Here is a 14,206-nt window from a genome sequence, read left to right on the forward strand (position 1 = left end):
GCGCGTTCCAGCGCTCTGATTCGTCACGAAACTCCCTCCGTTCGTCCCTTCACGCATTCCCTGTGACACAGCTAACAGGCTGATTTGTCAGGAAATTCTTTTACGTTTACCCGGGTGTCGATGCTTGACTTGGTGTTCCTTGTGGCCATAGAGTGTCTCAATGTGGTGAAAAGTGGGAAAAAGTGGGAATTTCTTGGCGGCCGGTGTCGCGAAGTGGGGTAAACAGAGCCCCCGGGAAGGAACCGAATAATCGAGCATGAGGACGGCCAGTGTTTACTGGAAGCACATCACTCAATCTGGATGCCAAAGGGCGGCTCACCATGCCGACTCGCTATCGCGCTTCGTTGAACGAAGCCTGCGGCGGCCAGCTTGTGCTTACCCGTCACCCCTATGACGAATGTCTCGCCCTTTACCCACGTGATGAATTCATGGAAACCGCCGGTAAGCTCTCCGCCCAGCGAGATTCCAGTCCGCAGGTGCGCCAGCTGAAGCGTCGCTTTCTCGGCCAGGCGGTGGAAATTGATATGGATAGTAATGGCCGGCTGCTGGTGCCGCCGGAATTGCGGGCGGCTATCGGGCTGGAGAAGCAGGCCATGCTGATCGGTCAGATGCACCGCTTTGAAATCTGGAAAGCAGAAAGCTGGTTGGAAGAGGACGGCACTCTGGATCCGGATGCATTGCCGGAAAGTGTCCAGGAGCTGTCTTTCTGATGACCGACAAGGGCGCGCAGTACGAACACCAGCCGGTGATGCTGGAAGAGGTACTGGATATGTGGTTCAGCCGTGGTGATGGTTTTTATGTAGACGGCACCTTCGGGCGAGGGGGCCACAGCCGTGCACTGCTGGAAAAACTGGATGCCCAGGGTCGCCTGGCCGGTATTGATCGCGACCCCCAGGCTGTTGCCGCGGGTGAACAACTGGCGTCCGAAGATGGCCGTTTCCGGATTGTGGCCAGCCGCTTTGACTGCCTCCCTGAGATAGTGGCGGAAGAGGGGCGATCCATCGATGGTCTGTTGCTGGATCTGGGTGTCTCTTCTCCGCAACTGGACGACGCCGATCGCGGCTTCAGCTTTCTGCGTGACGGGCCGTTGGATATGCGCATGGACCCCACCCGGGGTGAAAGTGTGGCGCAGTGGCTGGCCCGGGCCGACGAGCAGGACATTGCCAATGTGCTGTATCGCTACGGCGATGAGCGCAAGTCGCGGCGGATTGCCCGGCGCATCTGCGAGGAGCGCAAGGAGCAGCCGATTACCCGCACCTTGCAGCTTGCCGATCTGATCGAGTCGGCCATTGGTCGCGGTGAGCCGGGAAAGCACCCGGCCACACGCAGTTTTCAGGCATTGCGAATACACATAAACGGGGAGCTGGATGCGCTGACCCAAGTGCTCGAACAGTCCCTGGAGACGCTCGCCATCGGCGGGCGTCTCGCCATTATCAGCTTCCATTCTCTGGAAGACCGGATCGTGAAGTTGTTCATTCGCGATCATTCAGGCCGGGCTCCCAAGGGGCGCGGTGGCTTGCCGTTGGGCGATGAAATGCCCCAGCGGCTGGAGCCGGTCGGCAAGGCTATTCGTGCAAGCAAGGCTGAGCTGAAAGTAAATGTTCGCTCGCGTAGTGCGGTGTTGCGGGTGGCGGAGAAGGTGGCCTGATGAGTGCCCCCTGGCTGATCCGCACCCTGGTGATGCTGATAGTGATCTCCGCGTTGGCAGTGAGCTACAGCGTTCACGAGGCCCGTCGACTCACCGACGAGAGTCAGAAACTGCAACAGCAGCAGACCCGTCTGGAGAGCCAGTGGAGTCAGCTGCTGTTGGAACACAGCACCTGGGGCAGCTATGCCCGGGTGGAGCGCTTGGCTCGCGAGAAGCTGGGCATGAAATTACCGAAAACCGATGAGAGAGTGCTGATCCGGCCATGAAACGCCAGGCTCGCAAGACACGGCAACCCAATCACCAGATGCGCTGGCGCTTTGTGCTGGGCTTCTGGCTGGTGTGCGCCTGTGTCCTGGTGGTGCGGGCGGTGGACCTGCAAGTGATCCAGCACGATTTTCTTGCCCATCAGGGGGATATCCGCAATCTGCGTGTGGAGCCCTTGGCCGCCCACCGTGGCGTGATTCGTGATCGTGATGGTCGCCCTCTGGCGGTAAGCACGCCGGTGGTCACTCTTTGGGCGAACCCCCGTGAAGCCTTGGAGAATCAGGAACAGTGGGGTCGGCTGGCGGGCAATTCGGTGATTAGTCAGCAGGAATTTGCCCGCAAGGTGCGCCGTCACGAATCCCGGGAATTCATCTATCTTGGCCGTGGCCTGGCGCCGGAAGCTGCCAAGGCAGTATTGGATCTGAATGTCCCTGGTATCCATTCGTTGACCGAATACCGGCGTTACTACCCGGCCGGCGAAGTGACCAGCCATGTGGTGGGCTTCACCAATATTGATGATCAGGGCCAGGAAGGTGTTGAGCTGGACATGGAATCACACCTGTCTGGTAAATCCGGTCGCAAGAAGGTGGTTCGTGATCTGCTGGGCCGGGTGATCCAGGATATCGAGGTGTTGGAGCCGGCGCAGCCCGGCGAAGACGTGACCCTGAGCATCGACCTGCGTCTGCAGTACCTGGCTTACCGTGAGCTGCTCGGCGCAGTGCAGCAATTCAAGGCCAAGGGCGGCAGTGCGGTGGTGCTGGATGTGCGTACCGGCGAAGTGCTGGCCATGGTGAATCAACCCGCCTACAACCCCAATAACCGCGGCAATCTGGATACCGGCGCGCTGCGCAATCGGGCGGTGACCGACCTGTTCGAGCCCGGTTCCACCATGAAGCCCTTTACCGTGGCGGCGGCCATGGAGATGGGCATGGTGACGCCGTCTACCACCATCAATACTCATCCCGGCACCCTGCGTGTGGGCAGCAAGACCATCCGCGATCATCGCGATTACGGTGTGATCGATATCACCACCGTGCTCACCAAGAGCTCCAACGTGGGTACCAGCAAGCTGGCGCTGGCCATGGAGCCGCTGGCGCTGCCCACCTATCTGGAGCGTTTCGGTTTTGGTCAGGCCACCGCCATTGATTTTCCCGGTGAAAGCAATGGCATGCTGCCATTGCGCAGCCACTGGCGAGAAGTGGAGCGGGCTGCGCTTTCCTATGGTTACGGTCTGAGCGTTTCGGCGGTACAGCTGGCTCAGGCCTATGCGGTAATCGCCAACGACGGAGTCAAGGTACCGCTGACCCTGAAAAAGGTGACAGACAAACCCGCCGGGCAACAGGTGCTCGGCAAGCCGGTTGCCCGGCAACTGGTACAGATGCTGGAAACCGTGGTTAGCCAGGTGGGCACGGCCAGCCGTGCCCAAGTGCCCGGTTACCAGGTGGCCGGCAAGACCGGCACCGTGCACAAGGTGGTTTCCGGTGGGTATGCGGATGACAGCTATATTGGGCTGTTTGCCGGACTGGCTCCGGCCACGGACCCTCGTATTGTTACTGTGGTAGTCATCGACGATCCACGCAGCGATGCTTACTACGGCGGACTGGTCGCTGCCCCGGCCTTTTCCCGGATCATGGGCGGGGTATTGCGGACCTTGCATGTGCCGCCGGACAAGCCCGAAGGGCTGCTGGCCGGCGGCCCGGACACGGAGGACCGCTCATGATGCGCCTCCAGCAATTGCTCCCCGAGCATAGCCTGCCTGCCCAAGTGGCAGGCCTTGCCATTTCCGGCTTGCAGCTGGACAGCCGTCGTCTGCAGCCCGGCGAGGTGTTTGTGGCCGTGCCGGGTGTGGCGAGCGACGGCCGTCATTTCATCAGTCAGGCCATCAGCGCCGGCGCTGCCGTGGTGCTGGCGGACGCGGAGACGTTCTCCGTAGACCTGCAGCAGCCGGTGCCTCGCGTGAATCTGCCGGGGTTGGCGGCGCAGGTAGGTGATCTGGCTGCGCGCTGGTTCGGGGAGCCGGCCAGTCGTCTGCGCATTACCGGGGTGACCGGCACCAATGGCAAGACCAGCATTACCTGGTTCCTGCGCGATGCACTGAATGCGCTGGGGCATCGCTGTGCCCTGGTAGGGACCCTGGGGCTGGGGCTGAAAGGCCAGGAGCAGACCACCGGTCATACCACGCCAGACCCTATTACCCTCCAGGCCGGGCTGGCGAAAGTCCGTGATGCCGGGGCTGATACCGTGGCCATGGAAATTTCCTCCCATGCCCTGGACCAGAATCGTCTGGGCGGCACCCTGGTCACCACTGCGGTATTCAGCAATCTGAGCCGGGATCATCTGGATTACCACGGTGACATGGAATCCTACTTGGCTGCCAAGGCCATGCTGTTCACCCGCGAAGGTGTGCAGCTGGCGGTGATCAACTGCGATGACCCGGTGGCACAGACCCTGATTGCCTGTCTGCCCAATGGTGTCCGGTGCGTCACTTTCGGCAGCCAGCAGGGTGCCACGGTGCGTTGCCAGTCTTTGCAATGCACGGTAGAGGGTATCGAGGCCGAGCTGTTCGTTGGCGGCACCGTGGTGCCGTTGAGTCTGCCGCTGTTTGGTCGTTTCAATCTCAGCAATGTGATGGCAGTGGCAGCCATTCTGCATGGCCAGGGCGTGGCCTCTGAGGCATTGGGCGGCGCGTTGGCGGCGATTACGCCCGTACCGGGGCGTATGGAACCGGTGCAGGCTGATGGCTGTCCGACCGTGATCGTCGATTATGCCCACACCCCGGATGGCCTGGAAAAAGCCCTGCAGGCGTGTCGGGATCACTTTGCCGGCCGCTTGTTCTGCGTGGTCGGCTGTGGCGGCGACCGGGATGAGGGCAAACGTCCGCAAATGGCAGCGGTGGCAGAAAAGTTTGCCGATACCGTGGTGCTGACCAGCGACAACCCGCGCAGCGAAGACCCGCAAACCATTATTGACCAGATGCGCGCCGGCCTTACCGGGGCGCAGGCGGTCCGCGAAAACGTGGACCGTGCCGAGGCGGTGCAGGAAACCGTCAACAGTGCCCAGGCCGGCGATGTGATTCTGCTGGCCGGCAAGGGCCATGAGGACTATCAGGAAATCAACGGCGTGCGTTACCCCAGTGATGACAGAGAACTTGCCCGCCAGGCACTGGCCGCTCGGGGAGGTGCCTCATGATGTGGTTGTCGCAGATCGCCCAGTGGACCGGCGGCACCCTGATCGGTGAAGACCGCAAGGTCAGCGCCGTGGTTACCGACACCCGTGACATGGCGCCGGGCTGCCTGTTTGTGGCGCTCAAGGGCGAGCGTTTCGATGCCCATGATTTTCTTGCTCAGGCTGCCGAGGGGGGAGCCATCGCCGCCCTGGTGGACCGTGAGCAAAATGACTTTGCCAGCGCCGTGCAGGTAGACGATACCCGCCTGGGGCTGGGCCGTCTGGCCAGTGGCTATGCGGACCAGTTTACGAGTGAACGCCTGGCGGTAACCGGCAATGCCGGCAAGACCACCGTCAAGGAAATGGCCGCCGCCATGCTGGGCGAGGGCACCCTGGCCACCCGTGGCAACTTCAACAATGACATCGGTGTGCCGCTGACGTTGCTGCGCCTTTCAGGCGAGCACCGTTATGCGGTCATTGAACTGGGCGCCAATGCCCCCGGTGAAATCGCCTGGACCAGTTCCCTGGCCAAACCGAAGGTGGTGCTGGTGACCAATGTGACCGGCGCCCACCTGGAAGGGTTTGGCTCCATGCAGGGCATTGCCAACGCCAAGGCGGAAATCTTCGGCGGTTGTCAGGCCGGCGGCCAGGCGATCATCAACAACGACGACAGCTTTGCCGATTTCTTTGCCGGTGAAGCCGAAAAGGCCGGCCTCACCGTGATTCGTGTGGGCAGCCAGGCGCCGGCGGATCTCTATGCTGACAACATCCGTTTGCATCAGGACCGGGTGGAATTTGTGCTTCAGCCACTGGGCGAGGCGGTCACCGTGCCACTGCCCGGCGCTCATCAGGTCAGCAATGCCTTGCTGGCCTGTGCCGCTGTGCGAGCGCTGGGTGTGAACCTGGGCGAAGTGCTGCCCCGACTGGCGCAACTGAAGCCGGTGCCCGGCCGTATGAATCTGCATGCGGTAGGTGGTGGCGTGTTGGTGGATGACACCTACAACGCCAATCCCGGCTCCGTGCGGGTCGCCATCGACTGGCTGGCTGTTCAGCCGGCACCACAGATGCTGGTGCTGGGCGCCCTGGGCGAGCTGGGGCCGCAGGCGGAGCAACTGGTCGAAGAGCTGGGTGGCTATGCCCGCGAGGCGGGGATCAGTGACCTGGTGGTGATGACCGGCGCCAGTGCTGCCGCCAAGGGGTTTGGTGACGGTGCCATGACGGCAGAAAACGATCAGCAGGCGGCAACCTGGAGTGCCCCGGTTCTGCAACAGGGTGGAACCGTGCTGGTGAAAGGCTCACGTAGCGCCGGTATGGAAGCGGTGGTACAGCGACTGACCATGGGCGCAGGCCCGCACAAACCGGAACAGGGGGCACACTGATGTTGCTTTGGCTGGCCGAGCTTCTGGCAGAATTTCACAGCGGTTTCCTGGTGGTGCAGTACATCACCCTGCGCGGCATTCTCAGCGTACTGACGGCCCTGTTCATCGCCTTCTGGGTGGGCCCGATCATGATCCGCAAGCTGCAGGAAAAGCAGGTGGGTCAGGCCATCCGTGACGACGGCCCGAAGAGCCACCTGAGCAAGGCCGGTACCCCCACCATGGGCGGCGCGTTGATCCTGATTGCCATCGTCATTTCCACCCTGCTGTGGGCGGACCTGAGCAACCGCTTCATCTGGATCACCCTGGGCGTGCTGTTCGTCTTCGGTGCCGTGGGCTGGGTGGATGACTGGCGCAAGGTGGTGGAAAAAAATCCCCGCGGCCTGCCGGCCCGCTGGAAATACCTGTGGTTGTCCATCGGGGCCCTTGGCGCGGCTTTTGCCCTGTTCTTTACTGCCCAGAGCCCGGTGGAAACCCAGCTGATCGTGCCCTTCTTCAAGAATGTGGTCATCAACATGGGTTGGTTCTACATCGTGCTGACCTACTTCGTGATCAACGGTACCAGCAATGCGGTGAACCTGACCGATGGCCTGGATGGCTTGGCGATCATGCCGGCGGTATTGGTAGGCGGGGCCCTGGGCATCTTTGCCTATGCCGGTGGCCATGCGGAATTCGCGCCGTATTTGCAGATTCCCTATGTGGCCGGCGCCGGTGAGCTGGTGATTATTTCTGCCGCCCTGTGTGGCGCGGGCCTCGGGTTTCTGTGGTTCAACGCTTACCCGGCACAAGTATTCATGGGCGATGTGGGCGCGTTGGGCCTGGGCGCGGTGCTGGGTGTGATGGCGGTCATCGTCCGCCAGGAAATCGTGCTGTTCATCATGGGCGGCGTGTTCGTGATGGAAACCGTTTCGGTGATGCTGCAGGTGGGCTCATTCAAGCTCACCGGCCGGCGGGTGTTTCGCATGGCGCCGATTCATCACCACTTTGAACTGAAAGGATGGCCGGAGCCGAAGATCATTGTGCGCTTCTGGATCATCACCGTAATTCTGGTCCTGGTGGGTCTGGCGACCCTGAAAATCCGATAGGGGATTGAGTTAACTTTATGGCGAAAGACGGGTTTGATCTGGTAATTGGCCTGGGAGTTTCCGGGCGTTCCGTGATCCGTTATCTGACGGACCAGGGGATGCCTGTGCGCGCCCTGGACACCCGTGCCGAGCCCGCCGGCCTGGAGGCGCTGCGCGCCGAATTCCCCGAGGTAAAGATTCACACTGGCGGCTTCAAGGCCGGCTGGATGAACAACGCTCGTCGCCTGATCGTCAGCCCTGGCGTGGCCGTGGCGACACCGGCCATTGCCGAGCAAGTGGTTGCCGGCAAGGAAGTGATCGGCGATGTGGAGCTGTTTGCCCGTGCGGCCAGCGAGCCGCTGGTGGCGATTACCGGTTCCAACGCCAAGAGCACCGTCACCACCTTGCTGGGCCAGGTGGCGGATGCCTGTGGCATGAACCCGGGCATCGGCGGCAATCTGGGGGTGCCCGCTCTCGAGCTGCTGGATGACAAGGCCCGCCTGTACGTTCTGGAGTTGTCCAGTTTCCAGCTGGAAACCACCTACAGCCTGAGTGCGGAAGTGGCCACCATCCTCAATGTGTCCCAGGATCATCTGGATCGCTACGCCAGCTTCGCCGATTACGTGGCCGCCAAGCAGCGCATTTATGATGGCTGCCAGGTGGCGGTGTGGAACCGGGATGACCTGGCCACCCGCCCCCCTGCCGGGGTGCCGCGCCAGATTACCTTCGGTGCTCATCCTGAAGCGGACTACCGGCTGGACAGTGACAAAGGCCAGCTGCTGTACCGGGGCGAAACCCTGTTGTCGCTATCCGAGCTTGCGCTCACCGGTCACCACAACGCCATGAATATTCTCGCCGTGCTGGCGATCAGTGATGCCCTGTCCCTGAACCGGGACAAGGCGCTGGCCACGGTGAAGGCCTTTACCGGTCTGCCGCACCGCTGCCAGCTGGTGGCTGAAGCAGGTGGGGTGCGCTGGTTCAACGATTCCAAGGCCACCAATGTGGGCGCCACCCTGGCGGCCCTGACGGGGATCGGTGAAAGCATTGACGGCAAGGTGATCCTGATTGCCGGTGGCCAGGGTAAGGGGCAGGACTTCTCGCCGCTGGCGGAGCCGGCGCGTCAGTATCTGCGTGCCGGTCTGCTGATGGGCGAAGACCGCAGTACCCTGGCCCAGGGCATGTCCGCCGCCCCCTGTGAGCTGGTCGCCGACATGCAGGCCGCCGTGGCCCGGGCCCATGCCCTGGCGCAACCTGGCGACGCGGTGTTGCTGTCACCGGCATGTGCGTCTTTTGACATGTATTCCAGCTTTGTTGCCCGTGGCGATGATTTCTCCGCCCGGGCCAGGGAGGTGTGCCATGACTGAGCGCATGATCCTCAAGCTGGATAACCGGGGTCTGGACAAGACCTTGATGTGGAGCGCCATCCTGCTGGCCCTGGCCGGTCTGGTGATGGTGTCGTCAGCCAGCCTGCAGATCGCCGAAACCCGGTTGGGCGATCCCTTCTACTATGCGCTGCGTCATGGCATTTATCTGGCGCTGGGGCTGGCCGCCGGGGCGTTCGTCTATTTTGCGGTGCCGCTGGCGCTGCTGGAACGGTTGCGCTTTCTGATGCTGCCGGTGGCCCTGGTGGTGCTGGTGATGGTGTTTATCCCCGGCCTGGGCCGCACCGTGAATGGCTCCACCCGCTGGATTGCTCTGCCGGGCCTGACCGTTCAGGCCTCGGAAATCGTCAAGCTGTGTTTTGTTCTCTACCTGGCGGGCTACATCGCCCAGCGCAAGGCCGCCCTGGAAACCGAATGGAAGGCCTTCCTGCTGCCGCTGGCGTTGTTGGGTGTACTGACCCTGCTGTTGCTGCTGGAGCCGGACTTCGGCGCCGTGGTGGTGCTGGGTATCACCGCCATGGGCATGCTGTTTCTTTCCGGGGTGCCGACCCTGCGCTTCCTGCTGATCGGTCTGGCGGCGGTGGCACTGGGCGCCCTGGTGGCGTTTGCCGAGCCGTACCGGGTGGCACGTCTGATGACCTTTACCGATCCCTGGGCCGATCAATACGGTTCCGGGTACCAGCTGACCCAGAGCCTAATTGCCTTTGGCCGCGGTCACTGGAGTGGCGTGGGCCTGGGTAACAGCGTGCAGAAGCTGTTCTACCTGCCGGAAGCTCATACCGATTTTGTTTACGCGGTGATGGCGGAAGAGCTGGGGCTGTTGGGTAATCTCGCATTGATCGGCGGTTTTGTGCTGCTGGGTTGGCGGGTGTTTCGGCTGGGGCACAGCCTGGAAACCCGCGGTCTGTTGTACCACGCCTATCTGGTTTATGGCTGCGCCTTCGTCTTGTGCTCCCAGGTCTTTATCAATCTGGGTGTGAACATGGGGCTGTTGCCCACCAAGGGTCTGACGTTGCCGTTTATCAGCTACGGCGGTTCTTCACTGCTGATCTTCTCCGCCATGGTGGGGTTGATCCTGCGCGCCGGCGCCGAAGCCGAGCAGCTGAAAGCGAGAGGGAGGGCGGCACGATGAGCGGCACCATCCTGATCATGGCAGGCGGCACAGGCGGGCATGTGTTCCCGGCGCTGGCAGTGGCGGATCAATTGCGTGAGCGCGGCTTCCGGATTCTCTGGCTGGGCGCGGAAAACGGCATGGAAGGCAAGCTGGTGCGCCAGTACGGCTACGAGATTGCCGAGCTGGCCGTGTCCCGGTTGCGTGGCGGCGGACTCAAGCGCAAGCTCACCGCCCCGTTCAATCTGCTACGCGCGGTGCTGCAGGCGCGCAGCCTGATCAGCCAGCGCCAGCCGCTGCTGGCGGTGGGCTTTGGCGGTTTTGCCAGCGGTCCTGGCGGCCTGGCCGCGCGTCTGTGCAAGGTACCGGTGGTGGTCCACGAACAGAATGCGGTGCCGGGGCTGACCAACCGCCTGCTGTCCAAAATGGCCACCGTGACTCTGGAAGGTTTCCAGGGTGCCTTCGGCACCCAGAGTGCCTGCTGGGTGGGCAATCCGGTACGCGCCGAGATTGCCAGCCTGGACGAGCCGGCTCGCCGTTATGCCCAGCATCAGGGTGGTTTGCGGGTGCTGGTGCTGGGTGGTAGTCAGGGCGCGCTGATACTGAACCAGGACCTGCCGGAACTGCTGCTGGCGGTGCTGGGCCGGGATATCCAGGTGCGTCACCAGTGTGGTGCCGGCCGTACCGGTGAAGCGGCGCCGATCTATCAGGCGTTGGGTCTGGATGCCCAGGTCAGTGAATTTATCGACGACATGGCGGAAGCCTACGGCTGGGCGGATCTGGTGATCTGCCGGGCCGGGGCGCTGACTGTGGCGGAAGTGGCGGCTGCCGGTGTGGCAGCCCTGTTCGTGCCCCTGCCCACCGCCGTGGACGATCACCAGACATTGAATGCCCGCTGGCTGTCAGACCGGGGCGCGGCCCTGTTGCTGCCCCAGCGGGATATGAGCGCCGCCAGCCTGGCTGGCACGCTGAAACCGGTTGCAGAGCGTGGGCTGCTGGCGCAGATGGCGCAGCGGGCCCGCGAACAGGCCGTGGCCGACAGCGCCGAGCGCGCGGCCACGCTGTGTGAGGAGGTGGCCAATGGCCGATAACGACAACATCCATATCGTGCCCGAAATGCGGCGTATCAGCGGCATCCACTTTGTGGGTATCGGTGGCGTTGGCATGTGCGGCATTGCCGAGGTGCTGGCCAACCAGGGCTATGCCATCAGCGGTAGCGACATCAAGGAATCGGCGGTAGTAGAACGCCTGCGAGGCCTGGGTGTGCGGGTGGAAATCGGTCACCGGGCGGAAAACATTGATGGTGCCGACGTGGTGGTGACGTCCACGGCGGTGACCACCGAGAACGAGGAAGTGGCAGAAGCCCACGCTCGCCGGATTCCGGTGGTGCCGCGAGCCCAGATGCTGGCGGAGCTGATGCGCTTCCGGCACGGCATCGCGGTGGCCGGCACCCACGGCAAGACCACCACCACCTCCATGACGGCGGCGATCATGGCGGAGGCGGGCATGGATCCCACCTTTGTGATCGGTGGGCGGCTGAACAGTGCCGGCACCAATGCGCGTCTGGGCCAGAGCCGTTACCTGGTGGCGGAAGCGGATGAGTCCGATGCCAGCTTTCTGCACCTGCAGCCCATGACTGCCATCGTGACCAATATCGAAGCGGATCACATGCACACCTATGGCGGGGACTTTGCCCAGCTGGAGAACACCTTTATCGAGTTCCTGCACAACCTGCCGTTCTACGGCGTGGCGGTGATGTGCGTGGACGACCCGGTGGTGCGCAAGCTGCTGCCACGGGTGAACCGTCAGGTGATTCGCTACGGCTTCAGTGACGATGCGGACCTGCGTGCGGAGAACGTGCAGCAGCAGGGCATGACCACGTCTTTCCGGGTGATCCGCAAGGAAGGCGAGCCGCTGGATGTGGTTCTGCACATGCCTGGCAAGCACAACGTGCTCAATGCTCTGGCGGCCATTGCCGTGGCCGCCGATGAAGGCGCCAGCGATGACGCCATTATTCGCGGCCTGAATAACTTTACCGGTGTTGGCCGGCGCTTTGATGTGCAGGGCGAATACCACTTCGATGGCGGCAGCGCGACCCTGGTGGATGACTACGGTCACCACCCCAGCGAAGTGGCTGTCACCATCGATGCCATTCGGGCCGGTTGGCCGGGCCGTCGCCTGGCCATGCTGTTCCAGCCGCACCGTTATACCCGTACCCAGGATCTCTACGAGGACTTCGTGGACGTGCTGTCCGGGGTTGATGTGTTGTTGATGCTGGAAGTGTATGGCGCCGGCGAAGACCCGATTCCCGGTGCGGATGCCCGCGCCCTGTGCCGCAGTATTCGCAAGCGTGGCCGAGTAGAGCCGGTGTTTGTGGATGACCCGGGCAAGCTGGCCGAGATTCTGGCCACCCAGTTGCAGGACGGCGATCTGCTGGTAACCCAGGGTGCCGGCAACGTGGGTGCCATCGCCAAAGAACTGGCTGAACAGGGAGGCGCCAAGCGTGGATAAGGTGCTGCTGAAGAAGCAACTGGCCAGCGTGGGCCGGGTAGCGGTACTGGCCGGCGGCAAGTCCGCCGAGCGTCCCGTGTCACTGAAAAGTGGTGCGGCGGTCCATCAGGCCCTGCGCAATCTGGGCCTGATCGCCGAGCTGGTGGATCCGGCGCACAAGAGCGTGGATACCCTGAAAGGGTTCGATGTGGCCTTTATCGCCCTGCATGGCCGGGGTGGCGAAGACGGTGTCATCCAGGGTGTCCTGGAGCATCTGGGCATTCCCTATACCGGCTCCGGGGTGATGGCCTCGGCCATCGGCATGGACAAGGTGCGCACCAAACAACTGTGGAAAGGCGCCGGCTTGCCGACCCCGGCGTTCTATGTGGCCGGGCGTAATGATACCGATCTGGGCTTTCCGCTGATGATCAAGCCGGCCCATGAGGGCTCTTCCATTGGCATGGCCAAGGCGGATAACGCCGAGCAGCTGGCAGTGGCGCTGAAAGAAGCGGAAAAATTCGACTCCGATGTGCTGGTGGAAGCCTGGGTCAACGGCCCGGAATACACCGTGGCCATCCTTGGCGAGGAGCCGCTGCCGGCGATCCGCCTGAAGACGCCCAATGCGTTTTATGACTTCGAAGCCAAGTACCAGTCCAACAGCACCGAGTACCTCTGCCCGGCCGGGCTGGACGATGCCGATGAGCAGGCCCTGCGGCAACTGGCGCTGACCGCCTTCCGGGTGGCCGGCTGCCGGGGCTGGGGCCGGGTGGACGTGATGCGCGACGAGCAGGGCCACTGGCAGCTGCTGGAAGTGAACACGGTACCGGGAATGACCGATCACTCCCTGGTGCCCATGGCGGCCAAGGCGGCCGGGCGGGATTTCGACACCCTGGTGGGGGAAATCCTGCTGGATGCGCTGGAACGGAGTGATGGCTAAGCAGGCCGCGACCCCGCGCGGGGCCCGCCGCAAGCCGGTGAAAAAAACCGGCGTACCGCTCAATGAGCGGTTGGCAGCAGCGGTGCCCTGGATGCTGGTCGGCACCGTGGCGGTGGTGCTGCTGGTCGGTGTGATCTACCTGCCGGCGGCGCTGGATGGTTATCCGGTGCGCAAGGTGGGTGTGGACGGTGTTACCGATGTGCGCCGTCAACAGCAGATCCAGACCGCCCTGGCGGCCCTGGTTCGCGACGAAAATTATTTTTCCGTGCCGCTGGAAGAGATCTACCAGCAGGCACAGGGCCTGAGCTGGGTGGAACGGGTTTCCGTTCGCCGGCAGTGGCCCGACACCGTGGTGTTGACCGTGGAAGAGCGGCGCCCGGTGGCGGTGTGGAATGACACCGTACTGATTTCAGACAGCGGCGAGCCCTTCAAGGCGCTCAAGCAGTATGACCTGAGCGGCCTGCCGCGGCTGAGCGGACCGCAACAACGGCTGGAAGAAGTGATGGGGTTCTATCACAGCATGGGCAAGATGCTGGCAGATGTGGACCTGGGTATTCGCAGCATGGAGGTCAACGCACGACTGACCGCGCGACTGACCCTGAACAACGATATGCAGCTGGTGGTAGACCGTGAAGCCTACACCAGCAAACTGCGCCGCTTTGTGCGGCTTTATCGCGGTGTGCTGAGCACGGACAGCCGCCGGGTAACCCGGGTCGACTTGCGTTATGCCGATGGCATGGCGGTGACCTGGGGCGAGCAAAGCTAGTTT

13 protein-coding genes are annotated in these 14,206 nt (G+C 62.7%); all 13 read left to right on the forward strand.

Going from position 1 to position 14,206, the window contains the following annotated elements; translation table 11 throughout:
• Nucleotides 1–269 precede the first annotated feature (269 nt).
• Genes mraZ through KZ772_RS17205 form a run of 13 tightly spaced genes read left to right on the forward strand, consistent with a single transcriptional unit; the run spans nt 270 to nt 14,203 of the window.
• On the forward strand, nt 270–710 hold the full coding sequence (gene mraZ, locus KZ772_RS17145; protein ID WP_035248027.1) for a division/cell wall cluster transcriptional repressor MraZ: 441 nt from the start codon (nt 270–272) through the stop codon (nt 708–710).
• Nucleotides 710–1,648, forward strand: a complete 939-nt coding sequence (gene rsmH, locus KZ772_RS17150) for a 16S rRNA (cytosine(1402)-N(4))-methyltransferase RsmH (RefSeq protein WP_290537648.1) — start codon at nt 710–712, stop codon at nt 1,646–1,648. The genes mraZ and rsmH overlap by 1 nt, the downstream gene beginning before the upstream one ends.
• Nucleotides 1,648–1,914: a cell division protein FtsL gene (gene ftsL, locus KZ772_RS17155; RefSeq protein ID WP_290537649.1), complete on the forward strand. Its 267-nt coding sequence runs from the start codon at nt 1,648–1,650 to the stop codon at nt 1,912–1,914. Before rsmH ends, ftsL begins: the two co-directional genes overlap by 1 nt.
• On the forward strand, nt 1,911–3,632 hold the full coding sequence (locus KZ772_RS17160) for a penicillin-binding transpeptidase domain-containing protein (protein ID WP_290537650.1): 1,722 nt from the start codon (nt 1,911–1,913) through the stop codon (nt 3,630–3,632). The genes ftsL and KZ772_RS17160 overlap by 4 nt, the downstream gene beginning before the upstream one ends.
• A complete protein-coding gene (locus tag KZ772_RS17165; protein WP_290537651.1) occupies nt 3,629–5,101 on the forward strand; it encodes a UDP-N-acetylmuramoyl-L-alanyl-D-glutamate--2,6-diaminopimelate ligase in 1,473 nt (490 codons plus the stop codon). The genes KZ772_RS17160 and KZ772_RS17165 overlap by 4 nt, the downstream gene beginning before the upstream one ends.
• The gene (gene murF / locus KZ772_RS17170) at nt 5,098–6,456 is read left to right on the forward strand and encodes a UDP-N-acetylmuramoyl-tripeptide--D-alanyl-D-alanine ligase (RefSeq protein WP_290537652.1); all 1,359 of its coding nucleotides are present in this window, start codon (nt 5,098–5,100) and stop codon (nt 6,454–6,456) included. The genes KZ772_RS17165 and murF overlap by 4 nt, the downstream gene beginning before the upstream one ends.
• Nucleotides 6,456–7,538 carry a phospho-N-acetylmuramoyl-pentapeptide-transferase gene (gene mraY / locus KZ772_RS17175; protein WP_035248018.1) on the forward strand — a complete coding sequence of 361 codons (1,083 nt, stop codon included), beginning with the start codon at nt 6,456–6,458 and terminating at the stop codon, nt 7,536–7,538. Before murF ends, mraY begins: the two co-directional genes overlap by 1 nt.
• Nucleotides 7,539–7,555: 17 nt before the next feature.
• Nucleotides 7,556–8,881, forward strand: a complete 1,326-nt coding sequence (gene murD / locus KZ772_RS17180; RefSeq protein ID WP_290537653.1) for a UDP-N-acetylmuramoyl-L-alanine--D-glutamate ligase — start codon at nt 7,556–7,558, stop codon at nt 8,879–8,881.
• Entirely contained in the window at nt 8,874–10,031 is a 1,158-nt protein-coding gene (gene ftsW, locus KZ772_RS17185; protein WP_290537654.1) for a putative lipid II flippase FtsW, read from the forward strand. Before murD ends, ftsW begins: the two co-directional genes overlap by 8 nt.
• Nucleotides 10,028–11,101 carry an undecaprenyldiphospho-muramoylpentapeptide beta-N-acetylglucosaminyltransferase gene (gene murG / locus KZ772_RS17190; protein ID WP_290537655.1) on the forward strand — a complete coding sequence of 358 codons (1,074 nt, stop codon included), beginning with the start codon at nt 10,028–10,030 and terminating at the stop codon, nt 11,099–11,101. The genes ftsW and murG overlap by 4 nt, the downstream gene beginning before the upstream one ends.
• Nucleotides 11,091–12,521 (forward strand): UDP-N-acetylmuramate--L-alanine ligase, encoded by a 1,431-nt coding sequence (gene murC / locus KZ772_RS17195; protein ID WP_290537656.1) that lies wholly within the window; start codon nt 11,091–11,093, stop codon nt 12,519–12,521. The genes murG and murC overlap by 11 nt, the downstream gene beginning before the upstream one ends.
• The gene (locus KZ772_RS17200; RefSeq protein WP_290537657.1) at nt 12,514–13,437 is read left to right on the forward strand and encodes a D-alanine--D-alanine ligase; all 924 of its coding nucleotides are present in this window, start codon (nt 12,514–12,516) and stop codon (nt 13,435–13,437) included. The genes murC and KZ772_RS17200 overlap by 8 nt, the downstream gene beginning before the upstream one ends.
• Nucleotides 13,430–14,203: a cell division protein FtsQ/DivIB gene (locus KZ772_RS17205; protein ID WP_290537658.1), complete on the forward strand. Its 774-nt coding sequence runs from the start codon at nt 13,430–13,432 to the stop codon at nt 14,201–14,203. The genes KZ772_RS17200 and KZ772_RS17205 overlap by 8 nt, the downstream gene beginning before the upstream one ends.
• Nucleotides 14,204–14,206 lie beyond the last annotated feature (3 nt).

It is taken from the genome of Alcanivorax sp., assembly GCF_019431375.1.
Taxonomy (GTDB): domain Bacteria; phylum Pseudomonadota; class Gammaproteobacteria; order Pseudomonadales; family Alcanivoracaceae; genus Alcanivorax; species Alcanivorax jadensis_A.

Excerpts from the sequence above, each read along its gene's own strand:
- murG (WP_290537655.1), top strand. The coding sequence starts at position 10,028 with ATGAGCGGCACCATCCTGATCATGGCAGGCGGCACAGGCGGGCATGTG.
- mraY (WP_035248018.1), top strand. The coding sequence starts at position 6,456 with ATGTTGCTTTGGCTGGCCGAGCTTCTGGCAGAATTTCACAGCGGTTTC.
- murF (WP_290537652.1), top strand. The coding sequence starts at position 5,098 with ATGATGTGGTTGTCGCAGATCGCCCAGTGGACCGGCGGCACCCTGATC.
- rsmH (WP_290537648.1), top strand. The coding sequence starts at position 710 with ATGACCGACAAGGGCGCGCAGTACGAACACCAGCCGGTGATGCTGGAA.
- KZ772_RS17160 (WP_290537650.1), top strand. The coding sequence starts at position 1,911 with ATGAAACGCCAGGCTCGCAAGACACGGCAACCCAATCACCAGATGCGC.
- ftsL (WP_290537649.1), top strand. The coding sequence starts at position 1,648 with ATGAGTGCCCCCTGGCTGATCCGCACCCTGGTGATGCTGATAGTGATC.
- KZ772_RS17165 (WP_290537651.1), top strand. The coding sequence starts at position 3,629 with ATGATGCGCCTCCAGCAATTGCTCCCCGAGCATAGCCTGCCTGCCCAA.
- murD (WP_290537653.1), top strand. The coding sequence starts at position 7,556 with ATGGCGAAAGACGGGTTTGATCTGGTAATTGGCCTGGGAGTTTCCGGG.
- murC (WP_290537656.1), top strand. The coding sequence starts at position 11,091 with ATGGCCGATAACGACAACATCCATATCGTGCCCGAAATGCGGCGTATC.
- KZ772_RS17205 (WP_290537658.1), top strand. The coding sequence starts at position 13,430 with ATGGCTAAGCAGGCCGCGACCCCGCGCGGGGCCCGCCGCAAGCCGGTG.
- ftsW (WP_290537654.1), top strand. The coding sequence starts at position 8,874 with ATGACTGAGCGCATGATCCTCAAGCTGGATAACCGGGGTCTGGACAAG.